At 47.8% G+C, this 22,165-nt stretch carries 20 protein-coding genes; 5 read left to right on the forward strand and 15 right to left on the reverse strand.

Going from position 1 to position 22,165, the window contains the following annotated elements; translation table 11 throughout:
• Positions 1–10: 10 nt before the first annotated feature.
• Both panC and panD read left to right on the forward strand, forming a co-directional pair.
• Entirely contained in the window at positions 11–865 is an 855-nt protein-coding gene (gene panC / locus D8682_RS11280) for a pantoate--beta-alanine ligase (protein WP_121814285.1), read from the forward strand.
• A gap of 97 nt (positions 866–962) precedes the next feature.
• A complete protein-coding gene (gene panD, locus D8682_RS11285; RefSeq protein ID WP_034493438.1) occupies positions 963–1,343 on the forward strand; it encodes an aspartate 1-decarboxylase in 381 nt (126 codons plus the stop codon).
• A gap of 105 nt (positions 1,344–1,448) precedes the next feature.
• On the opposite strand, the gene D8682_RS11290 is transcribed toward panD, so the two are convergent.
• The 4 genes from D8682_RS11290 to D8682_RS11305 all read right to left on the reverse strand — a co-directional run bounded on the left by D8682_RS11290 (position 1,449) and on the right by D8682_RS11305 (position 5,153).
• Complete coding sequence (locus D8682_RS11290) at positions 1,449–2,699, reverse strand: polysaccharide deacetylase family protein (protein ID WP_064539841.1); 1,251 nt, start codon at positions 2,697–2,699, stop codon at positions 1,449–1,451.
• Positions 2,700–2,783: 84 nt separating this feature from the next.
• Entirely contained in the window at positions 2,784–3,215 is a 432-nt protein-coding gene (locus D8682_RS11295; RefSeq protein ID WP_121814286.1) for a PTS sugar transporter subunit IIA, read from the reverse strand.
• Between the two features lie 244 nt (positions 3,216–3,459).
• Complete coding sequence (locus D8682_RS11300; RefSeq protein WP_064539845.1) at positions 3,460–4,230, reverse strand: ABC transporter permease; 771 nt, start codon at positions 4,228–4,230, stop codon at positions 3,460–3,462.
• A complete protein-coding gene (locus D8682_RS11305) occupies positions 4,227–5,153 on the reverse strand; it encodes an ABC transporter ATP-binding protein (protein WP_121814287.1) in 927 nt (308 codons plus the stop codon). Before D8682_RS11305 ends, D8682_RS11300 begins: the two co-directional genes overlap by 4 nt.
• Positions 5,154–5,263: 110 nt before the next feature.
• Here D8682_RS11305 and can point away from each other — a divergent pair, with 110 nt between their 5' ends.
• Positions 5,264–5,944: a carbonate dehydratase gene (can, locus tag D8682_RS11310; RefSeq protein ID WP_064539851.1), complete on the forward strand. Its 681-nt coding sequence runs from the start codon at positions 5,264–5,266 to the stop codon at positions 5,942–5,944.
• 64 nt (positions 5,945–6,008) lie between these two features.
• Here can and hpt read toward each other — a convergent pair whose 3' ends face one another.
• Positions 6,009–6,545, reverse strand: a complete 537-nt coding sequence (gene hpt, locus D8682_RS11315; RefSeq protein WP_034460899.1) for a hypoxanthine phosphoribosyltransferase — start codon at positions 6,543–6,545, stop codon at positions 6,009–6,011.
• Positions 6,546–6,705: 160 nt separating this feature from the next.
• Between hpt and D8682_RS11320 the strand changes: the two genes are divergently transcribed.
• Entirely contained in the window at positions 6,706–9,117 is a 2,412-nt protein-coding gene (locus D8682_RS11320) for a glucose/quinate/shikimate family membrane-bound PQQ-dependent dehydrogenase (RefSeq protein ID WP_370090842.1), read from the forward strand.
• A 39-nt stretch (positions 9,118–9,156) separates the two neighbouring features.
• On the opposite strand, the gene D8682_RS11325 is transcribed toward D8682_RS11320, so the two are convergent.
• From D8682_RS11325 to cueO, 8 genes are all read right to left on the reverse strand, one after another.
• On the reverse strand, positions 9,157–10,272 hold the full coding sequence (locus D8682_RS11325; RefSeq protein WP_121814288.1) for a fimbrial protein: 1,116 nt from the start codon (positions 10,270–10,272) through the stop codon (positions 9,157–9,159).
• A complete protein-coding gene (locus D8682_RS11330; RefSeq protein ID WP_237929867.1) occupies positions 10,265–10,777 on the reverse strand; it encodes a fimbrial-like protein in 513 nt (170 codons plus the stop codon). Before D8682_RS11330 ends, D8682_RS11325 begins: the two co-directional genes overlap by 8 nt.
• Positions 10,778–10,882: 105 nt before the next feature.
• On the reverse strand, positions 10,883–11,458 hold the full coding sequence (locus D8682_RS11335) for a fimbrial protein (protein WP_121814290.1): 576 nt from the start codon (positions 11,456–11,458) through the stop codon (positions 10,883–10,885).
• Positions 11,459–11,488: 30 nt separating this feature from the next.
• Entirely contained in the window at positions 11,489–12,058 is a 570-nt protein-coding gene (locus tag D8682_RS11340) for a fimbrial protein (RefSeq protein ID WP_064539860.1), read from the reverse strand.
• A gap of 38 nt (positions 12,059–12,096) precedes the next feature.
• Complete coding sequence (locus tag D8682_RS11345; RefSeq protein ID WP_166642092.1) at positions 12,097–14,703, reverse strand: outer membrane usher protein; 2,607 nt, start codon at positions 14,701–14,703, stop codon at positions 12,097–12,099.
• Positions 14,704–14,748: 45 nt separating this feature from the next.
• Entirely contained in the window at positions 14,749–15,486 is a 738-nt protein-coding gene (locus D8682_RS11350) for a fimbrial chaperone (protein ID WP_064539864.1), read from the reverse strand.
• 78 nt (positions 15,487–15,564) lie between these two features.
• Positions 15,565–16,140 (reverse strand): hypothetical protein, encoded by a 576-nt coding sequence (locus tag D8682_RS11355; protein ID WP_064539866.1) that lies wholly within the window; start codon positions 16,138–16,140, stop codon positions 15,565–15,567.
• Between the two features lie 352 nt (positions 16,141–16,492).
• On the reverse strand, positions 16,493–18,085 hold the full coding sequence (gene cueO / locus D8682_RS11360) for a multicopper oxidase CueO (protein ID WP_121814291.1): 1,593 nt from the start codon (positions 18,083–18,085) through the stop codon (positions 16,493–16,495).
• Positions 18,086–18,230: 145 nt separating this feature from the next.
• Between cueO and D8682_RS11365 the strand changes: the two genes are divergently transcribed.
• Positions 18,231–18,578 carry a YacC family pilotin-like protein gene (locus tag D8682_RS11365; RefSeq protein ID WP_064539870.1) on the forward strand — a complete coding sequence of 116 codons (348 nt, stop codon included), beginning with the start codon at positions 18,231–18,233 and terminating at the stop codon, positions 18,576–18,578.
• An 87-nt stretch (positions 18,579–18,665) separates the two neighbouring features.
• On the opposite strand, the gene yacL is transcribed toward D8682_RS11365, so the two are convergent.
• Positions 18,666–19,031: a protein YacL gene (yacL, locus tag D8682_RS11370; RefSeq protein ID WP_064539872.1), complete on the reverse strand. Its 366-nt coding sequence runs from the start codon at positions 19,029–19,031 to the stop codon at positions 18,666–18,668.
• A 153-nt stretch (positions 19,032–19,184) separates the two neighbouring features.
• Positions 19,185–21,782: a bifunctional aconitate hydratase 2/2-methylisocitrate dehydratase gene (gene acnB, locus D8682_RS11375; protein ID WP_121814292.1), complete on the reverse strand. Its 2,598-nt coding sequence runs from the start codon at positions 21,780–21,782 to the stop codon at positions 19,185–19,187.
• Between the last annotated feature and the right edge of the window lie 383 nt (positions 21,783–22,165).

Here is a 22,165-nt window from a genome sequence, read left to right on the forward strand (position 1 = left end):
GAGAAGGGTTGTGTTGATTATCGAAACGATACCGCTGTTACGTCAGCAGATTCGCCGTTGGCGCCAGGAAGGTAAACGCATCGCATTGGTTCCGACCATGGGCAACCTGCATGACGGGCATATGAAGCTGGTCGACGATGCGAAAAGCCGCGCCGATGTCGTTATCACCACCATTTTTGTGAATCCGATGCAGTTTGACCGCCCGGATGACTTAACGCGCTATCCACGTACGTTGCAGGAAGATTGCGAGAAGCTAAACCGCCGCAAAGTGGATTTGGTATTTGCGCCGGCACCTGGCGATATTTTCCCGAAAGGCCTGGATTCCCAGACCTTCGTCGAAGTGCCTGGCCTTTCGACCATGCTTGAAGGCGCCAGCCGCCCAGGGCATTTCCGTGGCGTTTCGACCATCGTCAGCAAGCTGTTTAATCTGGTGCAGCCTGACATCGCTTGCTTCGGTGAGAAAGACTTCCAGCAAGTGGCCGTGATCCGCAAAATGGTGGCGGATATGGGCTACGACATTGAAATTATTGGCGTGCCAACTGTGCGTGCAAAAGATGGCCTGGCGCTGAGTTCACGCAATGGCTATCTGACCGCCGAGCAGCGCAAAATCGCGCCCGGTCTGCATAAAGTGATGCAATCCCTGGCGGATAAACTGCGTGCGGGCGAGCGTGATACCGAAGAGATGCTGGCGATTGCCGCCACCGAGCTTAACGAAAAAGGCTTCCGTTCCGACGACCTGCAAATCCGCGATGCCGATACCCTGCTGGAGCTGAATGTTGAGAGCAAACGTGCGGTGGTACTTATGGCCGCGTGGCTAGGCCAGGCGCGTTTGATTGATAATATTCAGGTCGAGCTGGCGCAGTAGACAGCGTCATAAAATCGGGCAATACTGCCCGACTAAATTCCGGTGGCAAGCATTCTGGCTTGCTGCTTACGTAACTCTAGTGATGAAGGTTTAAGCTATGATACGCACCATGCTGCAAGGCAAACTTCACCGTGTCAAAGTGACGCAGGCGGATTTGCACTATGAAGGCTCCTGCGCCATCGATCAGGACTTCCTTGAGGCGGCAGGCATTCTGGAATATGAAGCCATTGATATTTATAACGTCACCAACGGTAAGCGTTTTTCAACTTACGCTATCGCTGGCGAACGGGGTTCTAAAATCATTTCGGTGAATGGTGCTGCGGCACATTGTGCTGATGTGGGTGACATTCTGATTATCGCGACCTACGTCACCATGCCGGATGAGCAAGCCCGTAGCTGGCAGCCAAAAGTGGCCTATTTCGATGGCGACAACGAAATGAAACGCCTGGCGAAAGCCGTACCGGTTCAGGTGGCGTAATCTTTACGGATTTGTAGGTCGGGTAAGCGAAGCGTCACCCGACATAATTGACGCATTTGGTGGATGACGCTTTCGCTTATCCACCCTACAAAACCATTATACCTTTCAAGACTGCGGCTGGTTACTAATCAACCGCGACATCGTTTCCAGCGAATCCGTCCGCAAAATATATAGCCGTTTTAGCAAAAACGGATTATCCCCCGGCTTCACCTTTCCACGCACCGTTGTCACCGCCATATGGAATCCCGCATCGTTCGCCGCTTTCACAGCCTTATCGTTATATCCACCAAACGGATACGAGAGGTACAAAACATGCGGATTAAACTGCGCCAGGGCGCGTCTTGAGTGTTCAAAATCAAGCAGGATATTACGATAGCTACGACGTAACAGTGTCGGCTGGCGGTTAGCGTCAACGCGATGCAGGAAATGGGTATGCGACTGAACATCAAACACATCCTGGCTGGCCTGCAATTCCGAAATACTCATAAATTGCAGTGCCTTCGGGTTCCAGAGTTGCGGGTGCGCTTTAATACGTGACGAAATGATAAATGAGGTTGCCTTAAAACCGTACTGTTTGAGAATTGGGTATGCATAGCGATAAACCGATTTCAGTCCGTCATCAAAGGTAATCACCACCGCACGTGCTGGCATATTCATCCGGTTACGCACATAACCTTCAAGTTGATACATCGTCAGCGTGGTATAGCCCATATCGCGCAGCCAGGTCATCTGGTTGTTGAAGGCCACCACCGAAGTCGTGGTTGAGGTATGACGGAAGCGAGTATTCTCTTCATCACGCAAAATATGGTGATAAGTCAGCACCGGAATGCCGTTATCGGGCTGCGCATCAAGGCTGCTGACATACCCGAGGCGGTTACCAATGCGGATTTGATACCAAGTTTGATTGAGGTGGTCTTTTAGGCTGGCAATAATCGGGTAACGCAAATTGTCTGCCAGCGTACCGAACTGAGCACTACCGCTGCTAGGTGCGTTATATACCGTGATATCGCGGAAGGTGACCAGATTCTGGTTGCTCAACGGTTTGTGCAAATCACCCAGACGGTCTTCAACACGTTGTTTTCCTGCTACCGGTTCAAGGTGTGTTTTATCAATAAAGCCGGTGCCAAAACCAAAATTGAACTCGTAATAATCTGCCGCAGTAGGCACTACGGCCAGGATTTGCCCTTCCTGAATGTTACCGACAGAAATGACTTTATCCCCCACCTGTGCCCAAATATCAGCATCTTCTGTGGTTTGCATATATTGTGCGGGAGTGTGATGGCTACTGAGCAGGCTGGCATTGGCGCTACTGCCACCAATCAGCATCAGCACGGTAAAGAAAAGGCGAGTTAGCATAACAAGTTTGATAACACTGGGTGTCTCAATGGCGAGAAGAAGCGGTTATTCTAACAAAAGTCCACCCAATACCAACCTTTCCGCTCAATATTGGTGGAGTAACACAAACGGTGGGTTTTTCTGCTGCTGATGCCAAAGGCTGGTGACGTCACCCCCTCCATGCTCAACAATAAGTTCACGGAATGCTTCGCCAGTTTGTGTTTCACGGTGCGCACGCATCGCAAACAGCAGCGGCAGTGTGACGCCTGAAATCACTTCACAATGGGGATGCTGGTGGCTAATCAGTGCCGCAGTACGGTAAGGAGCCGCGCCAGTAATATCCGTCAGAAAGATCACGCCATCACCAGAATCACAATTGTACAACGCATCACACATCATACGGCTGAGCATATTGGTGCTAAGCCCTTGCCAGTAATTTACCGCACAGCATTGCGGCTGTGGGCCAAAACGTCGCTCAATCGTATCGAGCATATCCTGAGCATAATAGTCATGACCGGCAATAACCCAACCCAACATGGCCTTCTCCTTTTTGCGGAGCGACAGTGTGCCAGAGCGAAAAATAAGCACCCTGATGCTAATCAAAACTGGGTAAGAAAGAAGGATGTTTACCTCCCCTTGCGGGGAGGTCAGATTGCTGACAAAGGTCACTGAACAGGTTTTGTAGGGTGGATAAGCGATAGCGCCATCCACCATTTACGCCAGTGATGTCGGATGACGCTATCGCTTATCCGACCTACGAAAGAGCTTTGTCATCAGTCTCTTAGCTACGTAGACCACGGCCACGCTGAATCAGATACCAGCACAGAATGTAGAAGGCCAGAATAAAGCCCACCAGCACGGCAACGGTAAACAGCAACGGGACATCGTTAATGCCGAGGAAACCATAACGGAAGCCGCTGATCATATACACCACAGGGTTGAGGTGAGACAGCGCTTTCCAGAATGGAGGCAGCAATGAAAGAGAGTAAAACACACCACCTAAATAGGTCAGCGGGGTCAGCACGAAGGTTGGGATCAGGCTGATATCGTCAAATGTTTTAGCAAACACCGCGTTCAACAAACCGGCCAGCGAGAACAGAATCGCCGTCAACAGCAGAGTTAACGCAACAAACAGCCATGAATGCACCTGGAACGGCACAAAGAACAGCGACACAGCGGTAACCAGAATACCAACACACAAGCCACGCGCCACACCACCACCAACATAACCGGCGATAATAATATGCGTCGGCACCGGCGCCACCAGTAGTTCTTCAATGTTGCGCTGGAATTTAGCGCTAAAGAAAGAGGAAGCAACGTTGGCATAAGAGTTGGTGATCACCGCCATCATGATCAAACCCGGCACGATGAACTGCATGTAGGTAAAACCATGCATTGAACCGATTTGCGAGCCAATCAAATTACCAAAAATGATGAAATACAAGGTCATGGTAATGACCGGTGGGACGAGAGTTTGTATCCAGATACGCGTGAAACGGTGGACTTCTTTGGTCCAGATACTTTTTAACGCCACCCAATAGAGATGCATCATGCCTGGTCTCCTTTATGACCGTTAACCAGCGTGACAAACAGCTCTTCAAGACGGTTAGCTTTGTTACGCATACTTAGTACCTGAACCCCTTGAGAACTTAACTGGCTAAACACGCTGTTGATTCCCTGTTCGCGCAGCACTTCTACTTCCAGGGTGGAAGTATCAACCAGGCGATATTGGTAACCATCCAGCTGCGGAAGTGGGCTTTTCGGCGCAAGATCGAGGATAAATGTTTCTGACTTCAGCTTTGAAAGCAGTGATTTCATGGAGGTATTTTCGACCAGCTCGCCATTTTGAATAATACCGATGTTGCGGCAGAGCATTTCTGCTTCTTCAAGATAGTGAGTGGTCAAAATGATAGTAGTGCCTTTGTCGTTTAAATCCTTCAGGAAACCCCACATAGAGCGGCGCAGCTCGATGTCGACGCCCGCGGTGGGTTCATCAAGGATCAGCAATTTTGGTTCGTGCATTAAGGCACGGGCAATCATTAAACGGCGCTTCATGCCACCAGATAACATACGCGCACGTTCGTTGCGTTTTTCCCACAGATCGAGCTGTTTCAGGTACTTTTCGCTACGTGCGATGGCATCAGCTCGTTCAACACCATAATAGCCCGCCTGATGAACGACAATTTGCTGCACGGTTTCAAACGGGTTGAAGTTAAATTCCTGCGGCACCAACCCGAGCTGACGTTTAGCGTTAACCACGTCTTTTTCCAGGTCGTATCCAAACACACGCACCCGGCCAGAGGTTTTATTAACCAGCGAGCTAATAATCCCGATGGTGGTGGATTTTCCTGCGCCGTTCGGCCCCAGCAGAGCATAAAAATCCCCTGCTTCAACACGAAGATCTATGCCGCGCAGCGCCTGAACACCGCCGGGATAGGTTTTCGTTAACTGTTCCAGCTCTAATGCAATAGTCATGGATATACGGTTACCTTGTCCGGTACAAAAAAAATTATGCCGTTTAAAAATTATTTCAGTTGCCCTATATTACCTCAACGCACTTCTTCCGTTACAGGTTGTTAACCTCCATGAAAGACATTGATACCCTCATCAGCAATAACCAGGTCTGGTCAAAACTGATGGAGGACGAAGACCCGGGCTTTTTTGAACGTTTGTCTCAGGCCCAAAAACCGCGCTTCTTGTGGATCGGCTGTTCTGATAGTCGCGTACCCGCTGAGCGTCTGACCGGCCTTGAGCCTGGCGAATTATTTGTTCACCGTAACGTGGCAAACCTGGTCATTCATACGGATCTAAATTGCCTTTCTGTAGTGCAGTACGCCGTTGATGTTCTTGAAGTTGAACACATTATTATTTGCGGCCACTACGGATGCGGCGGCGTACAAGCAGCGGTTGAGAACCCAGATTTAGGGCTTATCAACAACTGGCTGCTGCACATCCGCGATATCTGGTTCAAGCATAGTTCGCTGTTGGGAGAACTCCCACCAGAGCAACGTCTGGATACGCTTTGCGAGCTGAATGTCATGGAACAGGTTTATAACCTCGGCCATTCCACCATTATGCAATCAGCATGGAAACGCGGGCAGAAAGTCACAGTACATGGCTGGGCTTACGGGATTCATGATGGTCGCCTGCGCGATTTAGAAGTCACCGCCACTAGCCGTGAATCGCTGGAAAAAGGTTACCGCAGCGGAATTTCGAATCTGCAAAACTCCCATCGCAGCCACAAGAATAGAACACCTTCGCAGTAACTCAGATAGCAAAAAGGGCCTTAAAGGCCCTTTTTATTTATCGGTGATTGGGCGTTTGCTCAACTTATTCGTCTAACAAAACCACTTTACCGACGTATGGCAGATGGCGATAACGCTGAGCGTAGTCAATGCCATAACCCACCACGAACTCGTCAGGAATGGCGAAACCAACCCACTCCACGTTCACGTCCACTTCGCGGCGCTCTGGTTTATCCAGCAGCGTACAAATGGCCAGTGATTTTGGCTCACGCAGGCTCAGAATTTCGCGCACTTTGCTCAGCGTATTACCAGAATCGATAATATCTTCGACGATCAGCACGTCTTTGCCGCGAATATCTTCATCAAGGTCTTTGAGGATTTTCACATCGCGGGTGGTAGACATGCCACTGCCATAACTGGATGCGGTCATAAAATCGACTTCGTGGGGCACTTGAACTTCACGGCACAAGTCAGCCATAAACATAAATGAGCCACGCAGCAAGCCAACCAGCACCATATCACTACCGCTATCACGATAATGTTCAGTGATCTCACGACCCAATTCAGCGATACGGGCTTTGATCTCCGCTTCGGGGATCATCACTTCAACAGTATGTTTCATAGTTATAACCATATGATTTAAAAATAAATCATTCGATGTCGATTAAATTTCAACCAACACAAAATATTCAGGCCAGCAGTATACCAGCAAAACACATTCGCATGCGCTATCAGTAAAAAAGCCATTTATGTGATGAATATCACGTTTGTTAATAACTATAATGAATTGCTATCAAATTTTTAAGAGCGTGATAATTGTGAAAACAAATAACTCCGGTTCGCGAGTCATCGCAACCTTAACAGTCCTGTTTGCGGTATTAACTGGGCTGTATTTACTCATTGGCGGGATATGGTTAGTGGCAATTGGTGGGTCATGGTATTACCCGATTGCCGGGGTGGTGATGTTAATCACCGCAGTGTTACTTTGGCAACGTAAAGCGCTGGCGCTGGGGATTTACGCCGCATTACTGCTTTGCACCGTGGCGTGGGGTGTCTGGGAAGTAGGTTTCGACTTCTGGGCATTAACACCACGTTTAGACGTACTGTTCTTCTTCGGCGTATGGCTGCTGCTGCCGTTCGTTTATCGTCATCTGACTCTGCCTTCTTCGGGTGCCGCAGCAGCACTTGGCTCGGTGCTGGCGATTACCGTGGTGGTATTGGCCTGGGCCGTGTTTAACGATCCTCAAGAAATCAACGGTACGCTCAGTGCGGATGCGCAGGCTCCTGTGGCAGCAAGTTCCGCAATTCCTGATGCCGACTGGCCTGCATATGGCCGCAATCAGGAAGGACAGCGCTACTCTCCTCTAAAACAGATCAACGATAAAAATGTCGGTCAACTTAAAGAAGCGTGGACTTTCCAGACTGGCGATGTGAAGCGCCCAACCGATCCGGGTGAAATCACTAACGAAGTCACCCCGATTAAAGTCCGCGATACGCTGTACCTGTGTACCGCTCACCAGCAACTGTTCGCGCTGGATGCGGCAACCGGTAAGCAGAAGTGGAAATTCGATCCGCGTCTGGATACCAATCCTTCGTTCCAGCATGTGACCTGCCGTGGTGTTTCTTACCACGAAGCAACGGCTGATAACGCGAGTGCGGATGTGGTTTCTGACTGCCCTCGTCGAATCATTCTTCCAGTGAATGATGGCCGTCTGTTTGCGATTAATGCCGATAACGGCCAGCTTTGCGAAAGCTTTGCTAACAAAGGCATTCTGAACCTGCAAACCAACATGCCGGTGACCACTCCAGGGATGTATGAACCGACATCACCACCGATTATCACCGATAAAGTGATCGTGATTGCCGGTGCAGTGACCGATAACTACTCCACTCGCGAGCCGTCTGGCGTGATCCGTGGTTTTGATGTCAACAGCGGCAAACTGCTGTGGGCATTCGATCCGGGAGCCAAAGACCCGAATACAATTCCAGGCGACGAGCACCATTTCAGCCTTAACTCGCCGAACTCCTGGGCACCTGCGGCCTATGACGCGAAGCTGGATTTAGTGTATCTGCCGATGGGTGTCACCACGCCAGATATTTGGGGTGGCAACCGCACACCGGAACAAGAGCGTTTTGCCAGCAGCATCGTGGCGCTGAACGCGACCACCGGCAAACTGGTGTGGTCTTATCAAACGGTGCACCACGACCTGTGGGATATGGACATGCCGTCGCAGCCAACGCTTGCCGATATTACCGTTAAAGGCGAAACCGTTCCGGTTATCTACGCGCCTGCGAAAACCGGCAACATCTTTGTGCTCGACCGTCGTGACGGTAAACTGGTTGTTCCGGCTCCGGAAAAACCAGTTCCACAAGGTGCGGCGAAAGGTGACTACGTGACGCCAACTCAGCCATTCTCGGATTTGAGTTTCCGTCCGAAGAAAGACCTGAGCGGTGCCGATATGTGGGGTGCGACCCTTTACGATCAAATGGTCTGCCGCATTATCTTCCACAACCTACGTTATGAAGGCATCTTCACGCCGCCTTCTGAGCAAGGCACGCTGGTGTTCCCGGGGAACCTGGGGATGTTCGAATGGGGTGGGATTTCAGTCGACCCTAACCGTCAGGTGGCGATTGCCAACCCAATGGCACTGCCGTTTGTTTCTAAACTGATGCCACGCGGGCCAGGTAACCCGATGGAGCCGCCAAAAGATGCTAAAGGCAGTGGTTCTGAATCCGGCATTCAGCCGCAGTACGGCGTACCATTTGGCGTGACGCTGAACCCGTTCCTTTCTCCGTTCGGCTTGCCGTGTAAGCAACCGGCCTGGGGTTACATCTCTGCGGTAGATTTGAAAACCAACGAAGTGGTGTGGAAAAAACGTATCGGGACAGTGCGCGACAGTTCGCCGCTTCCGCTGCCGTTTAAAATGGGGATGCCAATGCTGGGCGGCCCAATTTCTACCGCCGGGAATGTGTTGTTCATTGGCGCAACCGCAGATAACTACCTGCGTGCTTATAACATGAGCAACGGTGAAAAACTGTGGGAAGCGCGTCTGCCAGCCGGTGGCCAGGCAACGCCGATGACCTATGAAGTGAATGGCAAGCAGTACGTGGTGATTTCTGCAGGTGGCCACGGATCCTTCGGGACGAAGATGGGCGATTACATCGTCGCTTACGCTTTGCCGGACGTTAAATAAACCATTATCTCCCGGCAGGCAACCTGCCGGGAGATAATTTTATTCATAGGAGATAGTAAAAACAGCCTGCGAGGTAAAAGAACCCGGTCGGGTAGATTTACCATTTTTCTCTAATTGTGCGGTCAGATTTATAGTCGTTGAGCCAGTCATTGATACACTAAAGGTAGAAGAGCCATCCGGGACGACCGTTGAACTGCCGTTCTTAATTCGTAATGCTACGCCGGTGCTACCACTGGAAGTCGTCGTGGTATTTTTTAATAACTGGCTGCTATCTTCCCTGGAATTAGTATTAAGTTTGACCTTAACTTTTGTACCCACGCACTGAGTCATTTTAAGTGAAAAAGGTACGGGGTCCTTTCTATTCAAGTCATCCATATCATATTCACCAAGCGCTAGTGTATTTCCGCTAACGTTGGTACCCGCGACAACCGCAGTGCTACAGGTAGGAAAACTGTTTAGAAGATTAATACTAATTGCACTATTAGTAAGCACGTCCGTATTAAAATCACTCATTTGTAACGTCGTTAATCTTCCTGCTATTGGATGCGCAACCGTCTGGCCTGGAGCCCATTTGTAGTCAGGAGTTTGATAAATCCTCATGTAAATTCCATAGGTTTGACTATCTCTATCCCATGGGTACGATTCGCTGCCGAGATGCCCCCAGTTATTAGTTGCTCCAAGTGGCAAAGTCTGGTTGTTTCTTATACCGCCATCGCATCCATTACTTTTGTGGGCGCGACATATTATGGCCACCTCATAGACGATACCTGGAATAGTGGTTCTAAAGAAAGTTGAATAATTATTACTACCACCTGAGTCACCGGTATTGGTATCTTTAATGACAACATTCTGCGCATTGCCTGATATTTGATTAAAATACAGATACCCCCTGCCATTATAACAGTCAGTTTTAATAGCACTAGTCTCAGTAAGTGATATCCAACTTGGCGTCAGTCTCACATAGGGCGCATTATTGACACCTGCAAACTGATATACAGAAATAGCCGCCGAAGGTATTGTCACTGAATAAGGCGATTCAAATTGACAAAATGTTGCGGCGATACCAGGTGTACTGAATAAAGTATAAAATGAAGACATTATCAGCAGTAATATTCTAACAACAGGTAGAATTTTCAGACATTGCAGGTTAATCATAAATTACACTCACCATAATATTCGAAGCCACTCTTCCAGCTGAAACGACTCCCGTATTCTGGTAACGGGCATAAAAGAGATAATCTGTTAAATACTCTGAAGATGTTTGATCCTGCACGTCATAAATAACATCGGAACTACCATCGCTCTTCAAGACATTGGTATTTGTCAGCGCAGAGAAAATGACAACACCAACGTTCTCCGCACCGCCTGACGAAGGGGAAGCTTCATTAATAAAGACTTGTTTTGACTGCGCAGGAAATTGTTCCGAAACGGGTTTAAACTGAAAATGAAGGCGGTTTGCCTCACCCTGAACCCAGTCAACGCAGTCATCAACTGTAATTTTAAAAGGTTGCCCACCTGCAGCATCTGTAGGAGACAACGGCGCTGGAGGATTGCCGCGTGGTGAAAAATAATCCCGACTCACCGTCGGCAAATGCACACTGCCATTATTTTCTACCGTCACATTACAGGTATTATTAATTATGTTGGCGTTGATATTCATATCCACACCAGCCTCGCACGCTAAAGAGGTGCCACTTGCTAAAATGAATAGTGCCAGGTACCTAAAAATAGCTCCACGAGACCGGTGGGATATCATAACCAAACCTTATTTGTAAGTGATAACAAAAGTAATCGGGACTTGGAAGGTACCGGCAGTAACCTCGTCAATTGAGCGCTCATTCCCAATCACCATTCTGGCATTCATAGCAACATCAAGCGTACTTCCAGAAATAGCAAGTTCCTGAGGGATGGAACGATCTTTACAGCTAAATTCTGTACCGCTGTCCGGCAGACCGCGCCATATCTCAACGGCAGTTGCTACCGCAGTGCCCGTATAATTTGGATATGAGGTTCCATCGCCATTTAGGCCAGAGCACCCCCCGCCGCTAATTTGTGTGCTCACCATGGCACTCTTGACCCCAGAACAGCCGCTAAACGCTAACTTAAAATTCTCGACACGAGCCTTCGTCTGTAAATCAGATTTAAATACATCGCCGAAAGAAATAGTTGACGTAGCCGCTCCTGCACTATCCTTTATTTGAGCATTGCAAGTCCCCGCTTCTACAGTCGAGGTAAATGTTGCAGTCACACTATCCGTACCCGTAATAGCGTAAGCGGATGATATGGAAAATAGACTTGCAAACAGAGATAAGAAATAGATTTTTAGATTTATATTCTTCATGATCGCACTCCTTGATCTGAGCGAGAAAAATTATTCATAAGTGAAGTTAAATATTGCAGTGGCATTAAAAGCACCCGTTGTGACCTTCGTGGCATCCGTAGGCACAAGCTTTGCTAACAAATTAACTTTCTTAGCAGCTATTTCACTGGTAGTCCAAACCAAACGCTTAGCATCTACCGTTGAGTTAATAGTGAATGCCTCGCCACCTGAAGCTCTCGCTACTGAAACCCCAAGATAATCTGCCTTGTCAGTACTTGTAATACCATTGATGATTAATGTAGGGACAATTCCAGATTGAGTGCCAGTTATAGTGGTTTTTATTACTGCCAGGCTCGATGGGCATGTCACGATATCCAGTGAAAAGGGAACCGAAACGCTGGCGTCACCGGATAATATCTTATCTAAAGATGTTTTCCCTGAATTACCAATGGCAATAGTATTATTTTGATTATTTCCCGTGCCACCGGTAATGCGCATATCACACGTAGTTTCCCGAATATTCGCAGTAAAATTGACAGTCAGATCTGTAGCATAAATGTTACTGGATAATATTCCACATGAAACACATAGTAATTTTGCTATCGATGAATTTAACCTCATTGAACTCCTCCTTGATTATAATAAATAACTACCTATTATTAATTCACATGACAACTTTGGTTAGTTAATACCGTGGTTAAACCGATTGTTTGCGCATTCGCAGGGATCTGATAATTTACTGTGCATTGTTCTTCAGACTTGTTTCCCCAGCGAATCGTTAATCGTCCTGCGTCATTAATACCCCTGACAAACGCACGTCCCGCCTGGCCCACGCTACCTACAACATTATTATTTTCATCATAGACATCAGCCCCCAACGGAATAAAACCTTTATCATTACGAATGAGTTCAAGAAGTACCGAGCGCCCCTCTTCAGTGGCAAAATCAACACGCACGACAGCACCATCACGCGGAATAGCAGTGGTACTGGTGTTCATAATTGCCACATCATTTTCCAGAGTATCAATATTCAGCCCAATGGTATTTTCACGATATGGCGAAAGATAAGGCACCACCGCGTAACCCTGCCCATCGATTTCTCCATCACCGTTGGTCATTTTTGCGCCTTTCGCCCCTTTGGCTTTTACCAAAGCGATCGTACTTGTTGTGCCTATGTTTCCGGGTGAAAAGGTTATTCCACCTGAATGAATAACGACACCACCGCTATTGCCAAATGAAGCTTGTTGTCCACTGTGATCATTGATAGAAGCAGACACGCTTATAGGCCCATAGGCACTATTGTAACTGCCATAACCACCAATCTGAGTTAAATCCTGAGACTCCGACAATGTTGAAGATGCATTCACACTATAGTTATAGCGGTTGTCTGCAGAATTACCCGATGCAGAAACATCAGCCTGAGAATTCCCTTTAAAATCACTGCTGATGGAAGCATTCATGTTATTGAACCCTCCTTTGCGAATATCATGTCCGGGTAGATTACCAAACGGAATACTTAAACCTATATACGCACGGTCATCTTCTTCACCATTGACGTTATAAGCACGCTGCAACGAGAGATTATAGCTCACCCAGCTAAATGAATTGCTATAACCAAATGAATACTGTGACGTTGTTTTACTATTATTCCAGTAATCTTCCCAACTCCCGGTTAAATAAACGGAACCGTAGTTATTATCTCCGGCTTGCAGCAGTTGGTTGATACTCACCTGGACTTGGTTTTTCTGTCGATCAAAATTGTTCCAGCTGTTTTCATTTCCATCAGCATTATTAGTACTATCGATATCATTATTTAAACTACTTGCATCACTTAAACTAAGGTAGTCCGTCGTTGAGAACCGATATGCGGTAACGTTGAATGAGGTATCGGTCATTTCCAGCAGTTTACTAAATGTAAGACGATAGCTCTGCCCCTGCAGTGTTCCAACAGTTTCGATATCCGCCTGCGACTGTGTTACATCTAATGCTATTGCGCCGAAAGAAGTATTTACCGCCACACCGAGTAAAGCAGCGAAATAATCAGTATCCGTGAATTCAATACCGGTGTAGCCGGTTAAAAGATTATTGATCCCATAATATCCGGAAGCCACAACGACTTTAGGTTTGTTACCGGGAGTCTCATCATTGAGTTCACCCAGGCCAAAATCCCAACGCGCAGTACCCGGACGCAACATTTGAGTAACCGAAGAGAAGGGGATAGAAAAGCTACGTTTGCTACCATCGGCCTCTTCAACTGTTACATCAAGATCGCTACCAGAACCCGATGGATTCAGGTCATCGATAGCGAAGGGGCCTGGCGGTACAGTGGTTTCGTAAATGGTATTGCCACTCTGGCGCACGGTAACCTTGGCATTGCTGTTAGCCACCCCGCGTACTACTGGTACATAGCTTTCTTCCCCACCAGGTTGCATACGGGTATCGCTGTATAAACGGATCCCTCGCAAACTCACTGAATCGAAAGTATCCCCGCTGGTAAAGGTATCACCGATAACAAACTGAGATTTCAGTGACGGAATATCACGCTGGACATAAATATCCTGGCTTTCATATCCGCTGCCATTATCTTTCGACCAATTAGCCGAACCACGAGATCGAAAACGCCATGCCCCCAGGTTCACACCATAATTAAGCCCCATATAAGCGCTTTGAGCCATGTCGCCATCATTGTTAGAGGTATATGCATTCAGATCGTAAGAGAGCATGGCCGCGTTGACACCGCTATCCCACAAAGAAGGATCGATATACCCTTTTGGGCGCTTAAGAACATATATTTGTGGCAACGAAATATCCAGTCGTTGCTCTTCGCTGGCAAAGCTGACATGAGAACCAGAATAAATTGCACTTAAGTCGTAACAGGTCGCCTGCTCGGAGGAAGCATCCTCTTCTTCCGCAACAAACTTAATAGTAGAGGTGTCTATTCCTAACTGAGACAATAGCAACTGAGTAATACAGGGTGAAGCAATATCAGTACCATTGGCTTTGAATGTGATTTTCCCATTATATTTTGCAGCGTTATTAACATATACGACAACACTGTAAACGCCAGGTAATACCGGGTTCCCGTGAGAGAAACGGCTGACATCCACCTTGCCACTGCTGTCTGTGTTAAAGAGAAATTGATCGTTGAACTCAACACCGTCTTCTGAAGAAGATATTTGTTCGTGATTCTCTTCCGCATAAATAGGTACCGATAATAAAGTACCTATTAAAAATAACGGACTATAGTATCTCGTTAAGCCACGCACGATAGCACACATCCATATTATGATAAACCAGGTCCACCTGAAAAGTTAGATATTCACTTCACGCTCAATGCTTCCGCCATAGTCATTTATTGCGCTATATTTTATTTTCCCACCAGAGGCGGTATTACTAAGATCCTTTATCTTAAAGGAAGCACTGCTACCTGGTGCTATAGCACTGGTATCAATGCTATATTTTTTATTGTTATTTAAATATGTAGCATCACTGAATGACACATAATATTGAGAGCTATTTTTTACTTCTGCATATACTCCCTGCGCATCTTTTCTTAATGACCATTGTAATTTCGTGGCCGCTTCTTCAGGAGTACCTTGTAAACCATCAGGACGATAGAACATTTTTATCCGTGTACGGAAAGCAAGTTGGACAATATTCTCACCATCTGTATTTTTAGCTTTAGGCGGTACTTCCAGTACGTTAAACCAAAAGAGACTTTCTTTATCCTTCGGTAACTCAGCCCCAAGAGAAGTAATCCTGATTGTCTGCCCTTTATTTGGATCAATACGTGAAACTGGTGGGGTGACTAAAAAAGGAAGCTTTAACTCCTGCGGATTCACAGAATCACGCCCATCATCCAGCCATGACTGGACAAGCAAAGGCTTTTGCCCACGATTATCGAGTTTAACCGAAACATCTTTCGCAGATTGCTGATAGATAATCCGGGTACCCGAAATAACAATATCGGCATAACAGTTAGAAGCCACAAACCAAGCGCTCAAGAAGACGACTAAAGAATATACTCTCTTGTAATTAATGAAGCTCATAATGATATACCGGTAAAATAAAGAATAATAAACCTGCCTTAATGGCAGGTTTAATAAATAACACTTTAGAATAAAATTTTATTCATAAGCCATCGTGAAGGTAACGTTGGTATTGACTTTACCTGGCACAACGGGATTGCTGGCTACGTTCCAGTCAGCACTGGGTACATAAGCGGCACGATAAGCAAATACACCTCTACCAGCATCGAGGGTGACCACCTGAGAAACATCAGTTGGGTCACCAATCTTAACCTGAGTGACATTACCTGAAGCGTTATTAAACAGCGCCACACTCACGTTTTGAGCAGCGCCAGAAACAGTGGAATCAGGCTTCAGAGTACCATTTGATAGCTCAGCAAATTGCTGTGAAGAGAATGAAATTGTTGCTTTAGTCAAAGACTCTTCACATTCGTTTAGCATCAGTTCAAATTCCTTCGAACCCACACCACCCGCAACAAGAGTTGAGCCTTCTACAGCCGCTTTAGTGACTACCGGCATTGAAATAGTTACGTTACTAGCATCAATTCCGTTGTTGGTCGTAATTTTACAAGTGGTACCTGTAACTGCACCATCGAGAGTAATCAGACCAAGATCTGTTGCATGGGCAGAAAATACCCCCATTGCCAATAGCAACGCAGAAACTTTAAATTTCATATAAACATCCCTTTAATTTAAAATTAATTATCTATTAATAATTCCAGTGACATAGGCATGAACTAATAAGCGCAATATGCGTTAAATACATTTAACACAAGCGATCATTAGATATTTTATTGAAAATTTGCAAATGCCAGTAGAAAGATGGAGTATGTAGTCAAGGGAGGGTATACACAACACCTCATTATTGAAATAATATATTAAGTAATCGTTAATACACCATCCAGAGCACAACAAGATGAATAGCAGGTGTCGGGTAATGATGTTTTATCTTTAATGAAAAATAAAAAGCCTGCATTTTTTCATGCAAGCTTTTATGAGGCAGAGTTTATTTAGAGAATATGAGAATTTACTTAACAGTAAATCCTAACATCATGCCAGTATCTTCATGTTCCAGCAGATGGCAGTGCGCCATATAGGCATGTTCCTGAGAGGCGGCATGTTCAAAACGTACTAATACTTCACTACGCCCGCCTTCGACACGAACCGTATCTTTCCAGCCCTGACGATGTGGAGCAACGGGCTGACCGTTTTCACTCAGGATGCGGAACTGCGTGCCATGAATGTGGAACGGATGCAGCATCATGTCGCCTTCACCAGAAATCGTCCATTTCTCGAATTTGCCTTTCTCGGCGGCAAACGCTGGGGTGTTCATATCAAATGCTTTGCCGTTAATCTTGTTGGCATTATGGAAGTCGAATCCTGAACCCTGTTTTCCGTGCTTCATGCCACCATGGTTCATCATTCCATCCTTCATATGGCTCATGTTGCCCATATTACCCATATCGCCGTGTCCGGACATGCTCATGCCCGCCATTGCCTGCGGACCATATTTTTCCATCAACGCCTGCATACCCATCATGTCCAGCATCGGGTCCATCATCAGCTGTAGCCAACGCTCGGTAATACCTTCAATTTTCGGCAACGGCGGAACATCTGCTAGCTTGTCTGGCATTTCGCCAGAAGCCGCAATAATTAAAGGCTGGATGTGCACTATCGGCTGCGGTTTATCGAACGGGGCAACCGTCATGCCCATTTGTTTAACAGGCAGCGTGACAATATCAAACGCTTTGCCGTCGCGGGTATCGATCAGTACTTCGAAACGCTCGCCCATCAGCATAGAAAGTTCAGTGACTTTCACAGGCTCCGCTAATAAGCCGCCGTCGCTAGCTATAACGTAAAGCGGACGGTTATCACTAGCGGCAATATTGAGCGAACGCGCGTTACAGCCGTTCAACAGGCGTAAACGCAACCAGCCACGCGGGTTAGCATGTTGTGGGTACATCGCGCCATTACACAATAATGTATCGCCAAACCAGCCAACTGCGGCACTCATCACGTCCAATTGATAGTCGATTTGCCCGTCAGCAGCGAAACGCTTGTCCTGAATGATCAGCGGCACGTCGTCGATGCCCCACTGTTTCGGTAAACGCAACGCACGGCTTTCGGCATCGTCGATTAACACCAGCCCCGCCAACCCCATCGCCACTTGATGGCCGGTTTTGCCATGCTGATGAGGATGGAACCAACATGTTGCAGCGCGTTGTTGCGGAGTAAATTTCACAGTGCGCTTGCCACCTGCGGCAATCACTCCTTGCGGCCCACCGTCGACATCGCCAGGCACTTCTAATCCATGCCAGTGCAGCGTGGTTTCTTCTGCGAGGTTATTATTAATCTCAACAGTGACTTCTTCGCCCTCACTTAACTGCAATGCTGGCCCCAACAAGTTACCGTTATAACCCCAGGTGGTAGCGGTTTTTCCGTTGAAAGTACTTTTACCCGCTTGCACTGTTAAACGGATGCTATTCTTTGCATCAGGGGCGAGAATTTGCGGGATCGGTAATACGGGTCTGTCAGCCGCCAGCGCAGCTTTACTCCAGAGCGGCAGTGCACTGAATGCACTGATGGCTGCAGAATATTTCAGAAAATCACGGCGATGCATATTCAATTCCTTTCTATTAGCAGGCTTGGGATTGAGCATAAACCTTACCCCAAGGGTAAGGTCAAATTTAAAGCGATGAATAATTCTCGTCGTGCCTCAATTAACTGTGTTAACGTTTCGTATCTAATAAAAAGTGGTAGAAGTGATGAAGATGGGTGTTAGGGCATTAATGCTGGGGTTATTGCTGGCTTTTTCCACCAGCAGTCAGGCACTTAGCGAGTCTGAAGCAGAAGATATGGCCGATCTTACTGCGGTATTTGTGTTCCTGAAAAATGATTGTGGCTACCAAAACCTGCCTAATGGACAAATTCGTCGCGCATTGGTCTTTTTTGCCCAGCAAAACCAGTGGGATTTGAGTAATTACGATACCTTCAATATGAAAGCATTGGGGGAAGATAGTTATCGCGATCTCAGCGGTATCGCCATTCCGACAGCAAACAAATGCAAATCCCTTGCCCGGGATTCATTGAGCTTGCTCGCCTACGTGAAGTAACCCGCCCTTCTCATTCTGGCTACTTTGAATCGAGTGCTCCCAAAAGTCGTTCAGCAAACTTTTGGGACACCGTATTGAAAAACAGGTTTAGCGCTTGTGAGAGATAAATTCCCGATAAGCGTTAACCACCTGCATAAAGTCCTCAATACCGCAAAAAGACAAACTTTCTTCGTCGTAGTAGTTCATCCCGTCTTCCATTTCATCACCAGTAATTTCCAGCTGATTGGCCCGGATAATCACCTCTTCACCGTCGAGCCACAACGTGTATTCGTGCCCGGTGCGTTGCCACTGACGCTCACTGCCTTTAACTGAGTTTGCTGCCTCTTCGACTTCATCGAGCAGGGCGAGATTATCTTTTACTTCTTCATTAAACCAATGACCCACCACTTCGTGACCCATCGACATACGCACTTTCACCAACCCGGTGACATCACGCAAAAATTCATATTCCATGGTGTTTTCCTCTACCCAGCCTGGGGAAATGCAGTACCCCTTAGCGTATAAGGTAATTATCGCAGCAAAACCGGCGAAAAACAGCGTGGTGGGCGCGCGTGAAGGAAATAAAAAGGGAGGCCTAAGCCTCCCCTGTCGCAGAATGGGTAAATGTTATACCGCAGTCTGGAAAATCACGCCGTCTGCTTTCTCGGTGTACTGAGAAAGTTTGTCGAAGTTCAGGTAACGGTAGGTATCCACAGCAGTCTTATCGACTTGTGCCATGAAGGTCTGGTACTCGTCAGGCGTTGGCAGTTTGCCCAGCAGTGAAGCCACTGCGGCCAGTTCTGCTGAAGCCAGGAATACATTCGCACCGGTGCCCAAACGGTTCGGGAAGTTACGGGTCGATGTTGAAACCACGGTTGAACCGTCCGCCACACGCGCCTGGTTACCCATGCACAGTGAACAGCCAGGGATCTCAATACGCGCACCGCTCTTACCAAACACGCTGTAGTAGCCTTCCTCAGTTAACTGAGCGGCATCCATACGCGTTGGTGGCGCAACCCACAGGCGAGTTGGCAACTGGCCTTTGTGGCTATCCAGCAGTTTACCTGCCGCACGGAAGTGGCCAATGTTGGTCATGCAAGAACCGATGAATACTTCATCGATTTTCTCGCCAGCCACATCAGACAGCAGACGTGCATCGTCAGGATCGTTTGGCGCACACAGAATTGGCTCTTTGATATCGTTCAGATCGATTTCGATGATCTCTGCGTATTCCGCATCAGCATCGGCTTCCATCAACTGAGGATCTGCCAGCCATTTTTCCATGCCCTGGATACGGCGCTCAAGCGTACGACGATCGCCGTAACCTTCGGCGATCATCCACTTCAGCAGCACGATGTTTGAGCTCAGATACTCTTCGATCGGCTCGCGATCAAGCTTGATGGTACAGCCCGCAGCAGAACGCTCTGCGGAAGCATCGGTCAGCTCAAACGCTTGTTCAACTTTAAGCGTAGGCAGGCCTTCGATTTCCAGGATGCGACCAGAGAAGATGTTTTTCTTACCTTTCTTCTCAACGGTCAGCAGACCTTGTTTAATCGCATACAGCGGGATCGCGTGAACCAGGTCGCGCAGAGTGATACCCGGCTGCATTTTGCCTTTGAAGCGCACCAGTACCGACTCAGGCATATCGAGTGGCATCACGCCGGTTGCCGCAGCAAACGCCACCAGACCAGAACCTGCCGGGAAGGAAATCCCGATTGGGAAACGAGTATGGGAGTCACCGCCAGTCCCGACGGTATCAGGCAGCAGCATACGGTTCAGCCAGGAGTGGATAACACCATCGCCCGGACGCAGCGACACGCCGCCACGGTTCATGATGAAGTCCGGCAGCGTGTGGTGAGTGTTCACATCCACCGGCTTAGGATAAGCAGCAGTGTGGCAGAAAGACTGCATCACCAAATCAGCAGAGAAGCCCAGGCATGCGAGGTCTTTGAGTTCATCACGGGTCATTGGACCGGTGGTGTCCTGAGAACCTACAGAAGTCATTTTTGGTTCGCAGTACTGATTCGGGCGAATACCTTCCACGCCACAAGCACGGCCAACCATTTTCTGCGCCAGCGAGAAGCCGCGCGTGCTTGCTACGACGTCTTTTGCCTGCACGAACACTTCGCTGCGTGGCAGATCCAGCGCTTCACGTGCTTTAGTTGTCAGACCGCGACCGATGATCAACGGAATACGGCCACCGGCACGAACTTCATCCAGCAGCACGTCAGTTTTCAGCTCGAAATTAGCGATAACATCGTTGGTTTCGTGGTTACGCACTTCGCCTTTGTATGGATAGATGTCGATAACATCGCCCATGTTCAGGTCGTTGACGTCAACTTCGATTGGCAGCGCACCAGCATCTTCCATAGTGTTGAAGAAAATTGGCGCGATTTTGCCACCCAGCACCACACCGCCGCCGCGCTTGTTCGGCACGTTCGGGATATCGTCGCCCATAAACCACAGCACGGAGTTGGTTGCAGATTTACGCGAAGAACCCGTGCCCACAACGTCGCCCACATAGGCCAGCGGGAAACCTTTTTTGTTTAACGCTTCGATCTGTTTGATCGGGCCAACGCTACCAGGTTGATCCGGCTCGATACCTTCACGGGCGTTTTTCAGCATCGCTAACGCGTGCAGAGGGATATCCGGGCGTGACCAGGCATCAGGTGCCGGTGACAGGTCATCGGTGTTGGTTTCACCAGTGACTTTAAATACGGTAACGGTGATTTTCTCAGCCAGTTTAGGACGAGACAAGAACCACTCGGCATCAGCCCAGGATTTCAGTACTTGTTGTGCATGGGTGTTACCGGCTTTTGCTTTCTCTTCTACGTCGTAGAAGTTATCAAACATCAGCAGCGTATGGGACAGCGCTTTGGCTGCAATCGCGGCCAGCTTTTCGTTATCCAGCGCGTCAATCAGCGGATGAATGTTGTAGCCACCTTGCATAGTGCCAAGCAGTTCTACAGCTTTTTCAGGAGAGATTAGCGGGGAAGTGGCTTCGCCTTTAGTCAGGGCAGCCAGAAAACCAGCTTTAACATAGGCGGCTTCATCAACGCCTGGCGGAACACGATTAGTAATAAGATCTAAAAGGAATTCTTCTTCACCCGCTGGCGGGGTTTTCAGCAGCTCGACCAGTGCGGCCATTTGGGATGCTTCTAAAGGTTTTGGAACAATCCCATCTGCAGCACGTTCGGCTACGTGCTTACGGTATTCTTCTAGCACGACGGTTCTCCTCGCTCTCATTGTCATTTCGGTTCCGGCTATTCTCTTCACGCTCCTGTGAGACAGCAGTTTGTAGGGTAAATGCCCGGTACCGCGACGGGCAGCATAGCAGGATTTTCAGGGGGTGTTAATCCGTTTACAAAAAAGCAACATTAAATACTTGCTGAATCGTTAAGGGCAAAATATTACTTTTCGATATGACCTTCGGGCACAAAAAAACCGCCTTTGGATACCTGTTTTGTACAGAATTTGTATAGCCAGAAATAATATTTCACGGTTTCGTACTACATTTACGGCAAGAATCACCGTTTAAGACAAAAATTAAACTATCAGCTCCATATACTCACCCAGACACAGCCGCCTCCCGGCATAGCTCTCTAATT

Origin of the sequence: Buttiauxella sp. 3AFRM03 (genome assembly GCF_003675305.1) — a bacterium.
GTDB lineage: Bacteria > Pseudomonadota > Gammaproteobacteria > Enterobacterales > Enterobacteriaceae > Buttiauxella > Buttiauxella ferragutiae.

Bases quoted from the DNA above. Each gene is read 5' to 3' on its own strand.
- panD (WP_034493438.1), top strand. From the start codon at position 963: ATGATACGCACCATGCTGCAAGGCAAACTTCACCGTGTCAAAGTGACG.
- D8682_RS11290 (WP_064539841.1), bottom strand. From the start codon at position 2,699: ATGCTAACTCGCCTTTTCTTTACCGTGCTGATGCTGATTGGTGGCAGT.
- D8682_RS11295 (WP_121814286.1), bottom strand. From the start codon at position 3,215: ATGTTGGGTTGGGTTATTGCCGGTCATGACTATTATGCTCAGGATATG.
- D8682_RS11300 (WP_064539845.1), bottom strand. From the start codon at position 4,230: ATGATGCATCTCTATTGGGTGGCGTTAAAAAGTATCTGGACCAAAGAA.
- D8682_RS11305 (WP_121814287.1), bottom strand. From the start codon at position 5,153: ATGACTATTGCATTAGAGCTGGAACAGTTAACGAAAACCTATCCCGGC.
- can (WP_064539851.1), top strand. From the start codon at position 5,264: ATGAAAGACATTGATACCCTCATCAGCAATAACCAGGTCTGGTCAAAA.
- hpt (WP_034460899.1), bottom strand. From the start codon at position 6,545: ATGAAACATACTGTTGAAGTGATGATCCCCGAAGCGGAGATCAAAGCC.
- D8682_RS11320 (WP_370090842.1), top strand. From the start codon at position 6,706: ATGAATTGCTATCAAATTTTTAAGAGCGTGATAATTGTGAAAACAAAT.
- D8682_RS11325 (WP_121814288.1), bottom strand. From the start codon at position 10,272: ATGATTAACCTGCAATGTCTGAAAATTCTACCTGTTGTTAGAATATTA.
- D8682_RS11330 (WP_237929867.1), bottom strand. From the start codon at position 10,777: ATGAATATCAACGCCAACATAATTAATAATACCTGTAATGTGACGGTA.
- D8682_RS11335 (WP_121814290.1), bottom strand. From the start codon at position 11,458: ATGAAGAATATAAATCTAAAAATCTATTTCTTATCTCTGTTTGCAAGT.
- D8682_RS11340 (WP_064539860.1), bottom strand. From the start codon at position 12,058: ATGAGGTTAAATTCATCGATAGCAAAATTACTATGTGTTTCATGTGGA.
- D8682_RS11350 (WP_064539864.1), bottom strand. From the start codon at position 15,486: ATGAGCTTCATTAATTACAAGAGAGTATATTCTTTAGTCGTCTTCTTG.
- D8682_RS11355 (WP_064539866.1), bottom strand. From the start codon at position 16,140: ATGAAATTTAAAGTTTCTGCGTTGCTATTGGCAATGGGGGTATTTTCT.
- cueO (WP_121814291.1), bottom strand. From the start codon at position 18,085: ATGCATCGCCGTGATTTTCTGAAATATTCTGCAGCCATCAGTGCATTC.
- D8682_RS11365 (WP_064539870.1), top strand. From the start codon at position 18,231: ATGAAGATGGGTGTTAGGGCATTAATGCTGGGGTTATTGCTGGCTTTT.
- yacL (WP_064539872.1), bottom strand. From the start codon at position 19,031: ATGGAATATGAATTTTTGCGTGATGTCACCGGGTTGGTGAAAGTGCGT.